This is a genomic window from Halococcus sp. AFM35 (assembly GCF_051195015.1).
Lineage (GTDB): Archaea > Halobacteriota > Halobacteria > Halobacteriales > Halococcaceae > Halococcus.
The window spans coordinates 1-18991 of the sequence record NZ_JBNTJU010000018.1 but is presented as its reverse complement, the minus strand read 5'-3'; the positions used below and the strand labels follow the sequence as shown (position 1 = coordinate 18991).

General features: G+C 65.9%; 15 protein-coding genes, 1 tRNA gene and 1 pseudogene. 9 read left to right on the top strand and 8 right to left on the bottom strand.

The window, feature by feature from the left end:
- Positions 1-31 precede the first annotated feature (31 nt).
- On the bottom strand, positions 32-1249 hold the full coding sequence (locus tag ACQUQO_RS13255; protein ID WP_435078496.1) for an anion permease: 1218 nt from the start codon (positions 1247-1249) through the stop codon (positions 32-34).
- A 157-nt stretch (positions 1250-1406) separates the two neighbouring features.
- Here ACQUQO_RS13255 and hisI point away from each other — a divergent pair, with 157 nt between their 5' ends.
- Both hisI and ACQUQO_RS13245 read left to right on the top strand, forming a co-directional pair.
- Positions 1407-1787, top strand: coding sequence for a phosphoribosyl-AMP cyclohydrolase (gene hisI, locus ACQUQO_RS13250; protein WP_435078495.1), 381 nt, complete (start codon positions 1407-1409; stop codon positions 1785-1787).
- Positions 1780-2904 (top strand): DUF7118 family protein, encoded by a 1125-nt coding sequence (locus ACQUQO_RS13245; protein ID WP_435078494.1) that lies wholly within the window; start codon positions 1780-1782, stop codon positions 2902-2904. Before hisI ends, ACQUQO_RS13245 begins: the two co-directional genes overlap by 8 nt.
- Here the strand turns inward: ACQUQO_RS13245 and glmM are convergent.
- Complete coding sequence (glmM, locus tag ACQUQO_RS13240) at positions 2901-4256, bottom strand: phosphoglucosamine mutase (RefSeq protein WP_435078493.1); 1356 nt, start codon at positions 4254-4256, stop codon at positions 2901-2903. The genes ACQUQO_RS13245 and glmM overlap by 4 nt on opposite strands.
- Positions 4257-4795: 539 nt before the next feature.
- Here glmM and ACQUQO_RS13235 point away from each other — a divergent pair.
- Positions 4796-5569, top strand: a complete 774-nt coding sequence (locus ACQUQO_RS13235; protein ID WP_435078492.1) for an HVO_0234 family beta-propeller protein — start codon at positions 4796-4798, stop codon at positions 5567-5569.
- A 21-nt stretch (positions 5570-5590) separates the two neighbouring features.
- Complete coding sequence (gene prs / locus ACQUQO_RS13230) at positions 5591-6436, top strand: ribose-phosphate diphosphokinase (RefSeq protein ID WP_435078491.1); 846 nt, start codon at positions 5591-5593, stop codon at positions 6434-6436.
- Here prs and ileS read toward each other — a convergent pair.
- Positions 6433-9621, bottom strand: a complete 3189-nt coding sequence (gene ileS / locus ACQUQO_RS13225; RefSeq protein ID WP_435078490.1) for an isoleucine--tRNA ligase — start codon at positions 9619-9621, stop codon at positions 6433-6435. The two genes, prs and ileS, sit on opposite strands and share 4 nt — an antisense overlap.
- A 105-nt stretch (positions 9622-9726) precedes the next feature.
- Here ileS and ACQUQO_RS13220 point away from each other — a divergent pair, with 105 nt between their 5' ends.
- From ACQUQO_RS13220 to ACQUQO_RS13210, 3 genes are all read left to right on the top strand, one after another.
- Complete coding sequence (locus tag ACQUQO_RS13220; RefSeq protein WP_435078489.1) at positions 9727-10356, top strand: uracil-DNA glycosylase; 630 nt, start codon at positions 9727-9729, stop codon at positions 10354-10356.
- 38 nt (positions 10357-10394) lie between these two features.
- A complete protein-coding gene (locus ACQUQO_RS13215) occupies positions 10395-10820 on the top strand; it encodes an HIT family protein (RefSeq protein WP_435078488.1) in 426 nt (141 codons plus the stop codon).
- Between the two features lie 131 nt (positions 10821-10951).
- Positions 10952-11809, top strand: a complete 858-nt coding sequence (locus tag ACQUQO_RS13210) for a transcription initiation factor IIB (protein WP_435078538.1) — start codon at positions 10952-10954, stop codon at positions 11807-11809.
- Positions 11810-11822: 13 nt separating this feature from the next.
- On the opposite strand, the gene ACQUQO_RS13205 is transcribed toward ACQUQO_RS13210, so the two are convergent.
- The 3 genes from ACQUQO_RS13205 to ACQUQO_RS13195 all read right to left on the bottom strand — a co-directional run bounded on the left by ACQUQO_RS13205 (position 11823) and on the right by ACQUQO_RS13195 (position 15755).
- The gene (locus ACQUQO_RS13205) at positions 11823-13919 is read right to left on the bottom strand and encodes a minichromosome maintenance protein MCM (protein WP_435078487.1); all 2097 of its coding nucleotides are present in this window, start codon (positions 13917-13919) and stop codon (positions 11823-11825) included.
- A gap of 60 nt (positions 13920-13979) precedes the next feature.
- A complete protein-coding gene (locus tag ACQUQO_RS13200; protein WP_435078486.1) occupies positions 13980-15533 on the bottom strand; it encodes a sulfatase-like hydrolase/transferase in 1554 nt (517 codons plus the stop codon).
- A 149-nt stretch (positions 15534-15682) separates the two neighbouring features.
- A tRNA-Pro gene (locus ACQUQO_RS13195) sits at positions 15683-15755 on the bottom strand.
- 116 nt (positions 15756-15871) lie between these two features.
- On the opposite strand from ACQUQO_RS13195, the gene ACQUQO_RS13190 reads away from it, so the two are divergent.
- Positions 15872-16153, top strand: coding sequence for a pro-sigmaK processing inhibitor BofA family protein (locus ACQUQO_RS13190; protein ID WP_435078485.1), 282 nt, complete (start codon positions 15872-15874; stop codon positions 16151-16153).
- Here the strand turns inward: ACQUQO_RS13190 and ACQUQO_RS13185 are convergent.
- Together ACQUQO_RS13185 and ACQUQO_RS13180 are read right to left on the bottom strand one after the other, a co-directional pair.
- Complete coding sequence (locus ACQUQO_RS13185; RefSeq protein ID WP_435078484.1) at positions 16150-18252, bottom strand: DEAD/DEAH box helicase; 2103 nt, start codon at positions 18250-18252, stop codon at positions 16150-16152. The two genes, ACQUQO_RS13190 and ACQUQO_RS13185, sit on opposite strands and share 4 nt — an antisense overlap.
- Before the next feature lie 40 nt (positions 18253-18292).
- The gene (locus ACQUQO_RS13180; protein WP_435078483.1) at positions 18293-18670 is read right to left on the bottom strand and encodes a cupin domain-containing protein; all 378 of its coding nucleotides are present in this window, start codon (positions 18668-18670) and stop codon (positions 18293-18295) included.
- 76 nt (positions 18671-18746) lie between these two features.
- On the opposite strand from ACQUQO_RS13180, the pseudogene ACQUQO_RS13175 reads away from it, so the two are divergent.
- A pseudogene (locus ACQUQO_RS13175) lies at positions 18747-18869 on the top strand (metalloprotease); the annotation flags it as partial.
- Positions 18870-18991 lie beyond the last annotated feature (122 nt).

Below are 18991 nucleotides of genomic sequence, written 5' to 3'. Positions count from 1 at the left end.
GTTCGCCGTTCGGTGCGTGGCCGTGCCGTCGCTATCCGGCTCCAGTGACCACCGCCAGCGCTCGATAGAAGCCGAAGCCGACGATTCCCGTGCCGACGAGCGTGCCGAGCCACGCGACGACCGTGATACCGATCTTGCGCGCCGAGACACCCGCCGACCCGACGACGAGACCGCTGCCGATGACGCCGCCGATGATGACGTTGTTGAACGAGAACGGAATCCCGAGCGCGATGGCGGTCTGAGCGATGAGAAAGCCCGGAATCAGCGCCGCAATCGACCGCCGGACGCCGAGCTGTGAGTATTCGCGCGAGACCGCCTGAAGGAGCCGTGGCGACCCCATCCACGCGCCCAGCAGAATGCCGACGGCCCCGAGTCCGAGCAGGACGATGCCCGGCGTCCCGAACGAGTCAAAGAGCGGTTCGAGCGGGCCGGTAGCGAGTCCGACCTGACTCCCGCCGGAAGAAAACGCCACGATTGCACCCAACCCGATCAGGAATCTCCTGATGCCGGCGTCCATCGAGCGACGCATCTCGCGGCGAACGCCGACGAAAACCACGGCACCGAGCGCGAGGCTCACACCGAACGCGAGTGCGTCGTACGACCCGAACAGGACGGGTGCGCCGCCGAGCGCACGCGAGAGATAGCCCGCGAGCGTCCCCGTGCCGCCCTCGACGGGAATAAAGGTAAATTCGACGTTGGCGAGGACGAACCCGACGATGGCGCTGAGCAGCGACACGCTGAGTTCCTCCGGCACGTCCTCGCGGCGCAGCAGGGTCGCGGTCGCGTAGGCAATCGTGGCCGAGACGAACGGCACCGCAATCCAGAAGGTGCCGAGGCGCTGGTAGGTGTCGTAGGCCGGCCCGCCGCCGAGGGCGAGACCCGCGCCGACGACCGCGCCCGTCGTGGCAAAGGCCGCCGGTATCGGATAGCCAGTTCTCACGCCGGCCGCGATGAACCCCGCCGCCGTCAGGAGTGCAGCGGTGGCGGCGAGCGGCGTAATCGACACTCCGTCGATGAGACCCTTGCCCACCGTCTCGGAGATGCTCCCTCCCTGCGCGACCGCGCCGAGCGCGGCGAACACGCCGATGAAAAACGCCGCGCGCATCGTCGGGAGTGCGTTCGCACCGACCGCCGGGGCAAAGGGTGGCGAGTTCGAGGAGGCACCGAGCGCCCACGCCATCCCGAGACACGCAAGCACTGCCACGCCAGCCACGAGCAGCGGGGCGGCCGATTGGAGAACGACCGTCACTACCGTCGCTCCCGGAATCGCCCTCCCCAACGGGACGGACCGACAGCCGACCGCCGTTCGCGCATGGCGTCCATTACGCCCCGTTTTCGCGCAGGCGAAAAGCGTTGTCGCCCGCCGACACAAAAAGACTATGCGCGCGAGGCGGCCAGTTCGACCCATGAGCCGGACGGAATCGGCCGCCATAGACCTCGATTTCGGCGATAGCGGGTTGGTGACGGTCGTCACACAGGACGCCGCTTCCGAGCAGGTGTTGATGGTCGCTCATGCTTCACCGAAAGCAATCGAGCGCACCCGCGAGACCGGTCTCGCCCACTATCACTCCCGCAGCCGCGACGAACTCTGGCAGAAAGGACAATCGAGCGGTCACGTCCAACACGTCGAAGAAGTCAGGGTCGATTGCGACGGCGACGCCCTCCTCTATCGCGTCGCACAGGAGGGCGGGGCCTGCCACACCGGCTACGAGAGTTGTTTCTACCGCACGCTCGACGGCGAGACCGTCGGCGAGCGCGTCTTCGACCCCAACGCGGTGTATGACTGAGCGCGCCGAGGACCTCGCGGGCGAACTGGCCGCGGCACACGAAGCATACGAGGACGTCGACGAACGCATCGCCGAACACGGCGAAAGCGACCTCGGAGGGCTCGCCGACGCACACGACCGCGCGACGACGTTGCTCGAAACGTACGAAGACCGCGCCACCGGCACGGGCGATTTCGAAGCATTCATTCGGTTTCAGGAATCGTTCGCCGAACTCGTCGAATCGCTCGACGAGGAGATGCCCCTGCGGCAGGCCTTCGAGGACGCCAACGACCGCTTCGACAAGCGCCGCCTCTCGTCGAGCGACTTCGCCGCCGCCCGCGAGGCGCTCGCGCCGGTCGCCGAACGCGTCGAGCTGCTCGACGAGCGCGAGCAACGCCGCGAGCACTACCGGGAGGTCCGCCGGCGCGTCGTCGCCCGCCGCGACGACCTTGCCGATGACATCGCCGAGTTGGAGCGCCTCAGCACGCTCGCCGATATCGACCTCGACGCGCCGGTCGGGGACCTCCGTGAGATGGTCGAAGGCTACAACGAAGCGGTCGCAAAAGCGTTTCAGCGCTTCCGCGGGGAGGCGAGCGCGCGCGAGGTCATCGAGTTCGTCGAACGCACCGAACAGTACCCGCTCGTGCCGTTCCGGCCACCACCGGACGACCTCCGCAAGTACGTCGAGACCAGTCCTGTAGGCACCGAACCGCTCACCCAACTGCTCGACTACGCCGACTACTCGCCGTCGAAGCTCGCCCACTACGTCGACGAACCCGACCGACTCCGGAAGAACGTCGCCGTCCACCGGAGCTATCTCGACGGTCTCGACGCGACGGCGCTCGAAATCGACTGGCCACCGCCATCCGCCCCGGAGTGTCGATTCCTGCTGCGCGAGCTGGTCGCGGTCGTCGGGCGGTTCGCGCCCGAGGAGGTAGTGAGACGGCTCCACGAACTCCGGGGATTCGCTCGGAGCGAGCGCTACGAACGCCTCCACCGCGCGGCGATGGCCCGAGAAGAACTCTCCGAACGCGACCGCAAGCGCCTCGCCGAAGGGACGGTCGAGGCAGACCTCACAGCCGCCAGAAACGACCGCGAGCGCCTCGCCGAGGCGCTGTCGGCCCATCCCGGTCCCTAATCGAGCGCGCGGTCGAGCCGGTCGCGGATGCCGTCGGCGAGTTCGTGGGCACGCGCTTCGGTGCGCGCCTCGGTATAGACACGCACGAGCGGTTCGGTCCCGCTCTCACGGACGAGCACCCAACCGTCGCCGACGTCGAGACGGTAGCCATCGATGTCGTTCAACTCGCCATCGCTCTCGTCGGCGTACGCTTCGGCCGCCGCGAGCAACGCCTCGCGGTCGGCGTCGCTCCCGTACTCGACGGTCGTCCGTACGTTGTGATAGCCGCCGACGTCGCCGACGACCGCGCTCGCCGGCGTTTCAGTGATGAGTTCGAGGAATCTGGCGGCGGTGTACGCGCCGTCGCGGGCGAGGCGGTACTCGGGAAAGAGCACGCCACCGTTGCCCTCGCCGGCGATGGGCACCGAAATCCCCCCATCCTGGAGGTCGCGCACCCGCGAGATGATGCGTGTGCTCCCGACCGGCGTGAGTTCGAGGCTCGCATCCGCCCGCTCGGCCACGTCGACGAGACGCTGGGAGACCGTCACCGCCGACACCGTCGTATCGCCCGCTTCGAGCGTCGGGGCCGCGAGCGCCGCGAGCGTCGCGTCACCTTCGATGTAGTGCCCCTGTTCGTCGAAGAAGATCGCTCGGTCGGCGTCGCCGTCGTGAGCGATGCCGACGTCGGCGTCGGTCGCCCGCACCAATTGTTCGAGGGCGGCGAGGTTTGCGGGTATCGGCTCGGGGTCCCGGCCCGGAAAACTCCCGTCGCGCTGGGCGTTGACCGTATGGACCTCACAGCCCAACTCCCTGAAGAGGTCCGGACTCGTCAGCGCGCCCGCACCGTGACCGGGGTCGAGCGCCACGGTGAGGTCGGCATCGCTGATGCGCTCGCGGTCGACGGCATCGACGACCTCCGTGATATACTCACGGCGCGCGCTCGCAACCCGTCGGGAGCTTCCCGTCTCGTCCCAGCGGGCGCGCTCGAACGCCTCCGTCTCAAGGAGTTCCTCGATAGACTCGGAGCGCTCGACGCCGAACTCGATGCCATCGGCACCGACGAGCTTGATGCCGTTGTACTGCGGCGGGTTGTGCGAGGCGGTTATCATCACCGCCGGGACGCCCTCGCGCTCGGCATAGGATTGGAGGGCCGGCGTCGGCAGCACGCCCACTCTGTCGATGTCGTTGCCGGCGCTCGCGAGACCGCTCGCCGTCGCGTCGGCGAGCATCGCACCCGTCGCCCGCGTGTCCCGCCCGATGGCAACCCGGCCCTCGACGGCCGTGCCGACGGCAAGCCCCATCCGCAGGCAGAACTCCGGCGTCACCTCCTCGTTTGCGACCCCGCGAACCCCACTCGACCCGAACAGTTGCATTCGAGTAACGGTTGGACCCGACTCACAAATCGCTTCCGAACCCCACCTTTTTGCTGCGGGGGGTCGCGCGCCTCCGGCGCGCTCAACCCCTTGCAAAAATCTGGACCAAAAACCCCCGCTCGCTCCCTCGCTACGCTCGGTCGTCTGCTCACGGGCGCGGAGCGTCCTCAGAAGCCGAAGGCTTCTGATGGGCTGCACGAGAGCGAAGCTCTCGTGAACGCCCGTTCGCATGGTCCGAGGGACCGAAGGTCCCTCACTACTCACGGCGAACCGCGCTCGTTTCACTCGCACGGATGCTGACCGCTAACCGCTCCCGCAACCGCCAACCGCACAGCACCGCAGAAGCCCTCACTCGCTCCGCTAACGGGTCGCTTCGCTCCCCGTTCGCTTGGCGGTGCTCACTTCGTTCGCACCGCCCGCCGCTCGCTCGCCCTTCATCCGCCAGGGACCGCAACCGCCGCGACGGCTCCGCGACCGCACCGTAGTCGTCGGCGCGGCCGCGCCGGAACGCTTTCGCCGTTCGGCGTGCGCATCCGCGTATGAGCAGCATCGACGAAAAGCGCGTTCACGGCGCGAACACCGAGCCAACGGCGCTGTTCGTCGCCAGCGACATCGGTCTCACCCGCGTCGCGGTCGCGGGCGAGCGCGTGGGCGAAATCGAACTCCGCGACCGCCGCCCCGCCCGCGACTGCGCGTTCGACAAGAAGTTGGCCGTCGCCACCGAGGAGGACGTGCTGGTCGGCGAGTCGCTCGACGAGTCGGGATTCGGCCCGGCGACGGCGGTCGGCTTCGACGACGAACCCGTCGCCACCGCCCCGGACGGCACCGTCGCACGCCGAATCGACGACGACTGGCACGAGGTGGGCACGGTCGAGACGGTCCATGCCATCGACGGCGACCTGCTCGGCACGGACGGCGGCGTCTATCGAATCACGGACGGCGGCCTCCAGTACACGGGTCTCGACGCGGTCCGCGACGTCGCCACCACCGGAGTTCCGCGAGCCGCGACCGCAACGGGACTCTATCGCCTCGGCAACGGCTGGTTGGACGACCTCGACGGCGAGTTCACGATGGTGAGCGCCGATGCGGAGAGGGCACACGCCGCAACGATGGACGACTTCTATGCCCACGAGGGCGAGTGGCAACCCATCGAGGTTCGAAAATCGGTCGCCGCCGTCGCGTACGCCGAGAAGGTCTATGCCGTCACGAGGGACGGAACGCTGCTCGTCGAGACCGACGACGGCTGGCGCGACCATCCCCTCGGGGTTGGCGAGCCACACGCGCTCGTCGCGGCGGACCGAAAACCCGTTTAACTGGCCGTCACAGGAGTACACATGATCGTCAGCGCCTCGGTCTCCCAATCGTTCGCCAGCGCGCTCGCGACGGCGCTCGACGAGCCACTCGCCGAGACATCTCATGAACGCTTTCCCGACGGCGAGCTACAGGTTTCGGTGCCGAACTTCGACGCAGAGCGCGCAATCGTCGTCTGTGCGACCACGACGAGCGACGCCCACATCGAGGCGCTCCAGCTTCAAGACGCCGTCCGCGAGGCCGGCGCGAGCGAGGTCGTTACTGTAATTCCCTACATGGGCTACGCCCGACAGGACCGAGCGTTCGAGCCGGGCCAGCCCGTCTCCGCGCGCGCGGTCGCCCGTGCGCTGAGCACCGGCACCGACCGCGTACTTACCGTCAACCCTCACGAGGAATCCGTCAGCGACTTCTTCGACGTTCCCTGTGCCACTGTGGACGCCGCCGGACGGCTCGCCGACCCCCTGCCGACGCTCGATGACCCCGTTTTCATCGCGCCCGACGCCGGAGCCAGCGGCCTTGCCGACACGGCACGGGACGCTTACGGCACGGGCGAGACCGACCACTTCGAGAAGACCCGCCACAGCGCTAACGATGTCGAACTCACACCACACGAAGCCGACGTCACGAACCGGGACGCCGTGCTCGTCGATGACATCATCGCAACCGGCTCGACGATGGCCGGGGCCGTCTCGCACCTCAACGACGACGCAGCCCGGGTGTTCGTCACCTGCGTCCATCCGGTCTTCGCGGGCACCGCCCGCACCCGCCTCGCCCGCGCCGGCGTCGCGGCCGTCTACGGAACGGACACGATAGAGCGCGCCGAAAGCGCCGTCAGCGCCGCGCCGGCCGTCGCCGACGCGCTCGACTAGTCCGCCCGCGCCTCCGCGACGGGCACGATGGCGATCTCGACATGTGTATCCTCGACCTCCCACTCACGACGGTGGCCATCGGCGATATCGCCGAACGCCGCAGCCCTGACCTCCTCGGCGATGAGGCGCTCGTGTTCGCGGACGAACTCGGCGACGCGGTCGTCCTCGATGTCGATGGAGACCCTGATTTCGGCCTCCAAGTCGAGGTCCAACTCCTTTCGCATCTCCTGAATCCGCCTGATGACGTCGCGGGCGTAGCCCTCGCTCTCGACATCGTCGGTGAGCGCGGTGTCGACATAGACCGTGCCGCCGCCCTCGGCGTCGAACGTGTCGGCGGCGACGCCATCGGGCGTCTCGGTGACGATTTCGACCATCTCGTCGGTGAGGGTAACGGATTCACCGAGCGCATCGGCGACGGCCGCTTCGAGCGCGTCGAGCGTCGGTTCCTCGACTCGTGCCTCGTTGAGTGCGGTCATCACCGCGCCCGCGCGGTCGCCGAATGCGGGTCCGAGAACACTCATGTCGGCGCTGGCGCTGTAGCGCAGCTCTCCCCAGCGCTCGTCGGGACCGACCAGTTCGACAGTTCTGGCGTTGAGTCGGTCAGCGACCATTTCTGACCGGGACCCGACGGCCTCGGCGACCACCTCACTGTCGGCATCGACGACGATGCGCGTGACCGGCCAGCGGAGCTTTCGTTCTGCCTGCTGGCGTGCAGCCGAGCCGGCCTCCTCGACGCCGCGGGCGACCCGAACCTCGCGTTCGAGCCGCTCGTTTCGCAGTTCCGCGTCCGGCTCTGGCCAGTCACACATGTGGACCGTATCGAACTCGTCGTCGCCGGTGAGAGTGGTATAGATATCCTCAGCGGCAAAGGGTGCATAGGGCGCGAGCAGCGCCACGACCTCCCGGAGCACGCGATAGAAGGTCGCGTACGCCGCGCGCTTCGAGGGGCTGTCGCTCTCCTCCCACATCCGCTCGCGCACGCTCTGGACGTAGAAGCGCGAGACGTCCTCGACGACGAAATCGAGCAGGGCGTGTAGCGCGCTGTCCTGCCGGAAGGCCTCCCACTCGTCGGTCATCTCGCGCTCCACAGTTTGCAGCCGCGAGAGCACCCACTCGTCCTCCCGTTCGAGTTCGACGTTTCCGAGAGTGGTCTCGTCCGGGGAAAAGCCATCGAGGCGCATGTACGGCAGCGGGAAGCGGAAGACGTTCCAGAGGATGTTGAGGTTGCGCTGCATGGTCTCGGTCTCGTCCCACGAGAAGCGCATGTCGTCGCCCTGTGGCGTCACCGACAGGAGGAACAGCCGCATCGGGTCCGCGCCGTACTCCTCGATGACCTCCTGTGGCTCGACGGTGATGTCCTTGGACTTCGACATGCCTCTGCCGTCGGGCATGTTGGCGTAGCCGTGCATCAACACCTCGTCGTAGGGAATCTGCCCGAGCGCCGCCGTGCCCATGCCCAGCTGCGACCAGAACCACCCGCGGGTCTGGTCGTGGGCCTCCATGATGAGGTCGGCGGGCCACAACTCCTCGAAGTCGCCCTCCTCTTGCGGGTAATCGAGCGTCCCCCACGACGCCACCGACGAATCGAGCCAGACGTCGAAGACGTCGGGCACGCGCGTGTAGGTCGTGCCCTCCTCGGTGATGGTGAGGTCGTCGACGGTCGGGCGGTGGAGGTCCACCTCGTCGGGGTCCACGGGTTGGTCAACCCGCTCGGCCAACTCCTCGCGCGTGCCGATGACGATGACATCGTCCATCCCGCCGGACCACTCTTCGGGCGTCCAGATGGGGACGGGAATACCCCAGTAGCGCTGGCGGGAGACGTTCCAGTCGGGCGACCCCTCGATGAAGTCCCGAAAGCGGTTGTCGCGGGCCTCCTGTGGATGCCACTCCGAGTCCTCGATGTTGTCGAGCATCTCCTCCTTGACATCCGTAACGGTGATGAACCACTGGTCGGTGGCGAGGAAGACGATATCGGTGTCACAGCGCCAGCATTGCCCGTAGTCGTGAGAATAGGTCTCTTCGGTGAGCAGCAGTCCCTTCTCGTCGAGGTCGGCGATGATTCCCTCGTTGGCGTCGCGGACGAACTCGCCGGCGTAGTTCCCTGCCGCGTCGAGATAGACGCCATCGCCGCCGACGGGGCAGAATACTGGTAAACCGAGTTCCTCCCCGCGTTCGAAGTCCTCCTGGCCGTGGCCGGGCGCGGAGTGCACGAGTCCTGTCCTGTCGACCTCGACGTACTCGGCGTGATGGACCTCGCCCACTCCCTCGCCGTTGGGATGGTCCGGTACCTCCTCGGCCAGCGGGTGGTCGTACTCCCAGCCGAGTAGTTCGGACCCATCGAGTTCGTCGAGCACCTCGTAGTCGTCGTATCGGCCCTTCTTCAGGACCTCCTCGACGACCTCGGCGGCGAGATAGAGCACGTCCTCTCGGCCGTCTTTTTGGGCGCGGACCTTCTGATACGTCACCTCCTCGTCGACGGCGACGAACTCGTTTGCGGGGACAGTCCACGGCGTCGTCGTCCAGATGACGAGACTGCCCTCGCGCTCGGAAAGGGGGAATGTGACGTAGATGGAGGGGTCCTCGACCTCGTGGTACTCGACCTCGTTTTTGGCGATGGCCGTCTCACACCGGGGACACTGGGTGATGGAGCGTTTTCCCTGCTCGACGAGACCGCGTTCTGCGGCCCGTTCGAATCCCCACCACGCCGCCTCCATGTACTCGGGATTCACGGTCTTGTAGGGGTTCTCCCAGTCCATCCAGACGCCGAAGGACTTGAAATCCGACTGGAGACCTTCGAGTTGTTCGTCGGCGTACTGCTTGCACTCCTCGATGAACGGCTCCATCCCGAACGCCTCGATGTCCTTCTTGTTGTCGAAGCCCAGTTTCTCCTCGACGCGGGTCTCGATGGGCAGCCCGTGCATGTCGTAGCCCGGCCGGTCGGTCACGTCGTAGCCCTGCATGCGGTGATACCGGATGTAGGCGTCTTTGAGGGTCTTGTTCCACGTCGTGCCCATGTGGGCCGCACCCGATGTATAGGGCGGGCCGTCGACGAAGAAGAAGTCCTCGCCGTCGGTGCGGTGTTCTTTCGCTTTGCGGTAGGCGTCGGTCTCGTCCCACTGCTCGAAGACGCGGCCCTCGACCGCATCGGGGTCGTATCGGTCCGCGACCGGCTCGAACCTGCTCATGGCTCGCCTACCCGTGCGGGGACTAAAGGAGCCTCGGTTGTGCAGACCGACCTGTCGAACCCTCACGACCGGAACGGACTCAAACCGTCCGTCCCCACATTCACCATGCCCGACTACCCCGATGCCGATTCGAAAAACGTCCTCGCGCCCGGCTGTGAGCGCTGCCCGGCGCTCGCCGACGCCCGCGAACGCATCTCGTGGGGCAACGGTTCTCTCGATGCCGATCTCGTGGTGGTCGGCGAAGCGCCCGGTGCTGGCACGCCCGAAACCGACCGCTGGAAGGGCGGCAACTGGACGGGCATGGCCTACACCGCGCGCCACTCCGGGCGAAAGATTCGCGACCTCTTTGCCGACCTCGGCTTCGAAAACGACGAACTCTACTTCACGAACGCCGTCAAGTGCTTTCCCGAGGGTGAGGACGGTTCGAACCGCGAACCCACGGGCGAAGAACGGGCGAACTGCCGACCGTATCTCGAACGTGAAATCCGAGACATCGAACCGCGTGCCGTCATCGGAACGGGAAAACACGCCACGACGAGCCTGCTGGCGACCGAAGACCGCACAATCGACGGCTTTCTCGATTCGATTCTCGAACCGGTCGCGCTCGGGAGTCTGGGGACGACGCTCGTGCCGATTCTGCATCCGTCGTATCAGGCAGTCTGGCTATCGCGGCTCGATTACACCCGGGAGTCGTACCTTGAGACCATCACCGAGACGCTGGCCGCCGTCGAGTGACGCCAAACCTTCTTGCTCCCCGCACGCGAGGATCGAGTATGTCGAACGACTGCCCGTTCTGCGGTATCGTCGCCGGCGAGATTCCCGGTCGTATCGTCTTCGAAAGCGACGACGTGACGGCGTTTCTCGACGCGAACCCGCTCGCACGCGGCCACACGCTCGTCGTGCCGAACGACCACCACGAGCGCCTCGGCGACCTCTCGGCGGACCTCGCCCGCGAGGTGTTTGCCGCATTGCACGGACTGACGCCCGCCGTCGAGGCGGCCGCCGACGCCGACGGCTCGAACGTGGCGTTCAACAACGGTCCGGCCGCCGGGCAGGAGGTACCCCATCTCCACGGTCACATCATCCCCCGGTTCGACGACGACGGCGGTGCGCCGATTCACGCCATCGCCGGCGAGCGCCCGGACCTCGATGACGACGACCTCGACGCCATCGCCGAGGACATCCGCGACGCCCGCTGACCCACTGTCCCCGCCGATTTTCGGTCCGACCTCCGAGCGAACACCGGTCGGTGTGGGGACGTTTTTCTCTCCCCGCTGTTCGATAATTCCGACGTCGAAAAAATTTAAATAGTGGGGGTTTCCTCATCTATATAGTGAATTCAATGGCTGCGTGCCCGGAATGCAACGGTCGGTTGGACGGCGCTGGCGAGGAAACGTTCTGTGGGACCTGTGGGTTGGTCGTCGCCGAGGACCGCGTCGACCGCGGTCCGGAGTGGCGCAGCTTCGAGGACGGCCCGGACCGGAAACGGACGGGCGCACCGCTGACCCGTTCGCGCCACGACCGAGGTCTTTCGACGGAAATCGGTCGCTCGACCCGCCTCACAGGCCGAAAGCGCCGGCTGTTCGCGCGCCTGCGCCGCCAGCACAGCCGCACCCAAATCGCCTCGCGCGCCGAGCGCAATCGCGTCTATGCCTTTACGGAGATACGGCGGCTGATCGGCGCGCTCGGTCTCTCCAAGTCAGTCCGTGACCGCGCGTGCGTGCTCTTCGAATCCGCACAGAAAACCGACCTCCTGCGCGGGCGCTCGCTCGAAGGGTTCGCCGCCGCGGCCGTCTATGCGGTCTGTCGCACCGACGCCATCTCGCGCACGCTCGCCGAGATCGGGACGGTCGCCAAGGCCACCCGCGCCGAACTCACTGCCGCCTACGACGCCCTGAATCGTGAGTTGGGCCTTCCCACCGGCCCCATCGACCCTGCCGAATACCTCGCTCGCTTTGCGAGTCAACTCGAACTTCCCTGTGAGGTCGAAACCGAAGCGCGCGCCCTCGTCGAGAAGAGCCACGAGCTGGGCCTGACCAGCGGGCGCAATCCGAGCGGCGTCGCCGCAGCCTGTCTCTACACCGCCGCGACCGAACGCGACCATCCCCTCACCCAGCAGGCGGCGGCCGACGTCGCGGGCGTGACGCCGGTGACGCTGCGGGCGACCTACTACGACCTGCGGGAGTAGCCCGGAAATCCAGTCAGGTCGTCCGCAGGTGGTCGGTCTGTGGCTCGTAGACCTCGCCCTGCCGTCTGAGCTTCTCGATCTCGTGTTCGGCCTGCGAACGCTCCATGCCCGTCTCCTCGGCACGGTCGAGCACTTCCTCAATGGGTGCGCCGGAGTCGTAGTCGCTCTCGATGTCGCCGATGAGCGCTTTGACGTTTTTCACGCGGTCGCGCTGGGTTTTCGACTGGCCAGTTTCGACGATATCGGCGTCGAACTCACCGGTCTCGGGGTCGACGCCGATGTCTTTGAGACACGAGCGGACGATCTCGATGACGCGCTCTGCGTCCTCCAACTCCACGGTGTCGGCGAGTCGAACGCGCGCGGAGGCTTCGGCGAGCCTGACGAGCGCCTCCAGCTTCCGAGCGGTCACCGGCACGGGCGCGTCGTCGTCGGAGCCTTCCGCCCGGAGGTCGACGTAGAAATCGCTGATTGCCTCCTTTGCCTCCTCGGTCATCGTCGGGAAGCAGTTCCGCTGGGCGTAGGCGATGTACTTTCTGAGCAAATCGGGTTCGATGGCCGGGGCCACGGTATCGGTGACGGCATCGACTTCGGACTGGCTGACGTTCGCCGCGGTCTGTTCGGTCCGTTGGGTGTTGAGTTCGCCCGCATAGTTCGTCCGCAGGATGTGCTCGGCGAGGTCCTTGTCGCGCTCGGGGTCTGGGTCGTCGGTGACGGTGAAGATGAGGTCGAACCGCGAGATGAGCGCCGGCTCCAAGTCTATCTGCTCGCCGATGGATTCGTACTGGTCGAAGCGTCCGTACTTGGGATTGGCCGCACCCAACAGCGAGCATCTGGATTTGAGCGTGGCGTTGATGCCGGCCTTCGAGACCGAGATGGTCTGCTGTTCGAGCGCCTCGTGCATTGCAGACCTGTCCTCCGAGCGCATCTTATCCAGTTCGTCGACTGCTGCGATGCCCTGGTCGGCGAGGACGAGCGCACCGGCTTCGAGCGTCCACTGCTGGCCCTCGCCGAAGTCATCCCGTACCGCGGCCGCCGTGAGGCCCGCCGAACTGCTACCCTTCCCGGAGGTGTAGACCGACCGCGGCGCGATGTTTCTGATGTACTGGAGCAACACCGATTTCCCCGTCCCGGGGTCGCCGATGAGGAGCATGTGGAGGTCGCCACGGATGCGCGACCCGTCCGGGAGGTGCTTCGCCACGCCCGAAAATAGCTGGAGAATCATGGCGAGTTTCGCTTGTTCATACCCGTAGATGGATGGGGCGATGGAGCCGACCATCTGCTCGTAGATGTCGTCCTCCGTCGAGAGTTCGACGATGGCGCGCTTGTCGGCCTCCGAGATATCCATGTCCTCGAACTGCTCGTCCTCGATTTCGACCGTCACCCCGTCCATGTACACGTCGAACATCGGCGAGGCATCCCGCCCCGTCTCCTGCTGGTCCAAATGGAGAACGCCGGTGACGCGGACGTGGTCGCCGGCGGTCACTTCCCCCGTGATATCGTCCTCGATATGGATGTCGATGTTCTGTGGGGTTTCGCCACCGCGCAGACCCTCGGGACTCTCCTGCACTCTGAGCTTCTGGGCATCGACGAACTCCGACTGGTCGAAATTGATATTGAAGGGTCCCTGCCGCTCACAGCCCTGACACTCGTGTGGCTCCTGGAAGTCGCCGCCGGTCTGGGGAATCCGGGTCAGGGTGCCACAGCGCTGGCACTCGAAGGCCGCCTCGGTGATTTTCGGGCGCACGTCCGTGGCCTTTCTGACGATTCCCTGCACCGCGAGCAGTTGGCCACGATGGCGCGCCCGAATCTCGCGGATTTCGGTCGGTTCGTCGAGACCGCGGATGCGGACGTGTGCGCGCCCGAGACCGACATCGACAGGAAGGTCGTAGAGCCGCAGCGCCTCCTCGGCGTACTCCTGGAGCTGGTCGGGTTGAGAGCGGTAGTCGTCGGCGAGGTCCGAATCGAACCGATAGAGGTCGCTCCAGTCGATGAACAGCGAGCGCCGCTCGTTGGGATATTTCTGGGCGAGGTCGCCGATGTCGTTGCGATAATAATTGCGGTAGAACTCCTCGAAGTCGTCTATCAGGTCGGCGTTCTCCGCACGGGCCATTGGTGAGGGGTAATGCGCTTTGGCTCAAGAACCTTCCCAATCCGCAGTGAAAGTGGTAGCCTACCCGCCCCTCCGAGAGCCGAAGTCGTCCGGTATCGTCTTCGGTGCGTTCGGCGGCCGCTTGCGGTCGTTGCTGCCACGGCGGTCACGCTGGAGGGGAATCGGGGTACCGCCGTCGGACTCGATCCAGTCGAACAGTCGGTCGTGCATCGCATCGAGGCGGTCGTCGTGTTCGCTCTCGTCGATGAGGTTGTGCTGTTCCAGTGGGTCGGCCTGGAGGTCGTATAGTTCGTTCTTCACCGGGCCGTAGTACCAGATATATTTGTATCGGCCGCGGCGCGTCCCGAACATGGTCGGATGCTTCGGGACGCCACCCCAGTAGGACTCGTAGAACGGTTCCCTGTGCCCGGACAGCTTCCCGCCGACGAGTGCCGGCAGGAACGACCGTCCGCTCACGTGGTCGGGGGTCGGCTGGTCGGCCGCCTCAAGGAAGGTCGGCGCGAAGTCGACGTTCGAGACCTGCTCGTTCACGACCGTCCCGGGAGCAATCGTCCCCGGTGCGTACGCGAGCAGCGGCACCCGAATCGAGGTCTCGTAGGCGGTCTGCTTGCCGACCAGTCCGTGCTCGCCGAGCGTGTAGCCGTTGTCGCTCGTGTATACCATCACCGTCGAATCGGCCATCCCCGACTCGTCGAGCGTGTTCATCACCGTGCCGATGCTCTCGTCGAGCGCCAGCAGCGTCTCGCAGTAGCGACGGTAGAGTTCGTCGAAGCCGAACCGCCCACCGAAGAGGTAGTTCACGCCGCGGACGCCGTTGCGCTGTCGGCGCACCCAGTCAGGCTTGCCGGCGTAGGTTTGCTTCGTGTTGGCCATCGTCTCCGGATACTCGATTGGTGCGTTCGCGTACCGGTTTCGGTGGCGCGGTGCGGGCCGAAACCATGCGTGTGCAGCCTTGTGCGCGAGGAACAGGAAGAAAGGCTTGTCGCCGTCCCGGCTGTCGAGCCAGTCGCGGGCGTACTCGGTCAGGATGTCCGTGATGTACCCCTTCCGCTTGACTCGCTTGCCATCGACGTTCAGCGTCGGGTCGAAATACTGGCCCTGCCCTTCGAAGCTGACCCAATGGTCGAATCCGGGACGTGGCTTCGCGCTGTCGAGCTGGTAGGTGTGCCACTTGCCGATGTACGCCGTCTCGTAGCCCGTATCCGTGAGATACCGGTGGAAGAAGGGGACGTGGTCGGTTTTCGGATGCTGGTTGTCGACGACGCCGTGTTCGTTGGCGTACTGGCCGGTGAGGACGGACGCGCGTGAGGGGGCACACAGCGGCGTCCCGACCGATACGTTCCGTAGATGGGCACCCTGTGCGGCCATGCGGTCCATGTTCGGTGTCTCCAGGAAGTCGGGCGTTCCCGGCGCGTCCATGAAGCTCATGAAGTCATAGCGGTGGTCGTCGCTGTGGATGAACACGACGTTGCGCGCGTCGTCGGAACCACTCCCTGGCAGTACGTCGATGTTCGAACCGCAACCGCTGAGCAACCCCGCGGCCCCGACGCCGCCGAGCGCCTTCATCGCGTTCCGACGACGGACGCCATCGGATTCGCTCTCCCTGTCGGTCATGGATGCGGCGAGACAGGACGAGACGACGGTTGCGAGAGGACGAATGCTATCAAGCGGCTCACTGTATGGACGAAATGCGTTCGTCGGTCACTTATTCGTTGAGGCCGATTCGGCGGTGTCGCCATCCCGTTCCTATCGGACGAAAACAGTGGGACCGCGCGGATTTGAACCGCGGTCACGAGCACCCAAGGCTCGAAGTATACCAGGCTAACCCACGGTCCCGCAAGAACGGCTAACGCGCGCTGGCGAATAAACCCTTCCGTTCTGCGTACTCCAGCCCACACGGCCGTCCCGACGGAGTACGGAAAACATATACCGCCCTCACGCGAGGGATAGGCATGGTCACGGGACTCGAACTCGCGGTCCTCGCGGTCGCGCTCCTCCTGCTGTTCGGTGCCGCGCGCATCCTGCGGGCGGTCCGGCCGCTCATCGTCAACGCGGTCGTCGGCCTGCTGGTCTTCCTCGCCGCCGGCTGGCTCGGCATCGGCGTCGAGGTCAACTGGCTCACGCTCGCGGTCGTCGCCATCGGCGGGCTGCCGGGCGCGGTGCTCGTTGTGCTCCTGTCGGTGTTCGGTATCGCGTTCACACCCGAGTTCCTCGCCCCGCTTGTGCCCGTCTAACGTTCCTCGTCGCGCAGTTCGATGTCGGCCACGGTGTCGTAGGGGTCAGTTCCTTTTCGAATCCCATCGAGCATCCCGAAGGCCGCACCGGGTTCGAGGAAGTGTCGTGTCACCGCCCGGCCCAGCGGTGTCGGCGAGAGACCGTCGATGAACCCGTAGTCCAGCAGTTTGCCGACGGCGTGTTTCATCGGCACGTCGCCGACCATCCGCTCGGTCAGCGCCTTCGCATCCCCGCCCGCCACAGTGATGTTCGCCAGCACCTCCTCGACGGCACTCGTTTCGTCGTATCGCATCGCCACGGGTTCCATCTCGCCCTTGAGGAGGCGGAAGGCCGTCTCGTCCTCGCTCCCCTCCATGCTCGAATGATAGCTGCCGTCGGGTTCGACCAGTACATAAACCACGCCGCGGTCGTGATAGTCGGGTCGGCCCGCTCGCCCGAGCATCTGATGGAACTCCTGTACCGTGAGCCACTCGATGCCCATCGCCAGCGAATCGAAGATGACCTGCGAGGCCGGGAAATCGACGCCGGCGGCGAGTGCGGCGGTCGTCACGACCGCCGCGAGGTCCTGATTTGCAAACTGGCGCTCGACGGCCTTCCGCCGCGAGTAATCGAGTCCGGCGTGGTAGGCCGCGGCCTCGTATTCTAACTTCCGACTCAGCTCGTGACACCGCCGCCGGGAGTTGGTGAAGACGATGGTCTGCCCACGAAACCCCTTCGAGGATTTCCGGTCGAACTCCCTCCGTACCAGTTTGTTCGCCACGCGCGCTTTCTCTTGACTGTCGGCGAAGGTGACGTGGCGCTCGATTGGTACGGGCCGTTCCTCGAACTGGACGAGGTTCGCCCGGAGCTTCCGCGCCAGCCAGCCCGGATTGCCGACCGTCGCCGAGAGATAGAGCCACTGCGTTCCGGCAGTCCCCCCGTTGTCGCGCTCGCGGGTCGTGCCTCCCCGCTCGCTGTTTCGCGGCGCTCGTTCCGCTCGCGCCGCGCTTCTCTCACAGTAGCCCTTCAGTCGGGCGATGAGTCCGTCGAGGCGATGGCCGCGGTCGTCGTCTTCCAAGGTGTGAACCTCGTCGATGACCACGGTCCCAATATCGCCCAAGTCCTGGCCGACCCGGAGCGCGTGGTCGATGCCCTCGTAGGTGCCGACCACGATGTCGGCGTCGGGGTCGAAGCGCTCGCCGTCGCCCCGGACGCGGCTCGCACCCACTCGAATGGTCACGTCGGCGAGGTGGCCGTATTCCTCGGCGAAGTCCTCGTATTTCTGATTTGCGAGCGCCACCAGCGGCACGAGAAAGAGCATCTTTCCCTCGCCGCGCAGGAGCCTGTCGAGACCCGCCATCTCGCCGATGAGGGTCTTCCCCGTCGCTGTGGCACTCACCACGAGCTGGTCCTCGCCATCGAGCGCGCCGTTTTGAACCGCGAGGCTCTGGACAGGCAGAAGCGTCTCGAAACGGTCGTCGAGCAGGTCCTGCATGCCGGAATGGAGACCGAGCGATTCGACGGGCACCGGGTCAACTGCCTCGGTCGTGGCGCTCATCTCGTCGAACTTCGTGAGGTCGGGGTCGAGTTGGCCCGACAGCAGGTTTTTTACCCGCTCCAAGTCCTGTACGTCGAGCAGCAGTTCCTGTAGTCTGTCGGCAGCGGTCGAACTCACGTCGTGGTGGGCGAGTTCGCCGTCGAGTTCGCGGCGCGCACAGTCCGGACAGATGTGTTCGCCGTCGGCTTCGATGGCCGTCTCGCTCGTAATCGGCGAGTAGCGCCCGACGTTGGCGCAGTACCGGCAGGTCCGCACCGTCTTGGCGTCGAGTTGGTAGCCATCGAGCATCTCCTGGAATCGCTCGCGCTGTGTGCGACCCGTCTGCTCGGAGATCCGAATCCGGTCGGCACGCCGTGCGAGGTCGACGAACCGGTCCGGGCGCAGCGGTTCCTCGCCCGAGTCGTGTCTGCGTGCGAACTTCGCGGGTCGCGGCCCGGCGTCGGTCGTTCCGAGGGCGAGCCGCGCCGAGAGCGTCCGCTCGTCGTCGTTCGTGACGGCGACGAGGTAGTCATCGCCGACGCCGTGGACGAACAGCGTCTCGACTGCAACCTGCTGTGACACTACCCACAACTACGCGAGCGGGCTATTTCAGTCGCTCGAACTACTCCTCGACGAGTTCGATGGCGTCGTCGCCGTTGGGCACCGCACAGATGAACGCGCCCTCCTCCTCACCCTCGTTGCGATACCAGTGGACGACGCCGGCGGGAATCAACAGCGAATCCCCGGCGCTCACCGTGTGTTCTTCGTCGCCGATACCGACGGTGTACTCGCCGTTCAGGACGTACTGTTCGTGCTCGACATCGTTGGTGTGCTTCGGGACTTCGCCACCGGCCGCGAGCGTGAACCGCCGGATGGCGAAGTTCGGCGCGCCGCGTACCTCGTCGACGAGTACGCCCTTTTCGAGACCGTCGGCCGCCGCGACCGGTTCGTAGTCGATGTCGTCGGCCCGCCGCAGCAACCCCTCTGCCTGTCGGCTCATGCGCTCCGTACGGCCACCGATGAGGTAAACTCGGCGGCTGGGATGGGCTTAAGGGACTGCCAGCCCTACCCCGGGTATGCCAAGCTTCCGGGTCGGCAGTATTGGGGGCATCCCCATCAAGCTCGGCCTCTCCTTTCTGCTCGTGCTCCCGCTGCTCGCGTGGCTCATCGCCTCACAGGTCGGCCAGCTCGTGACGCTGGGCGGTGGTGCAGAAGTCTTCACAAGGAATACGGTAGGACGGATTTGATGTGTCCAGCAAGTCCGTCCTACCGGATAATGCGACGGTCGAACAGGTTTTCAAAGCATTGGAGACCGAGACGG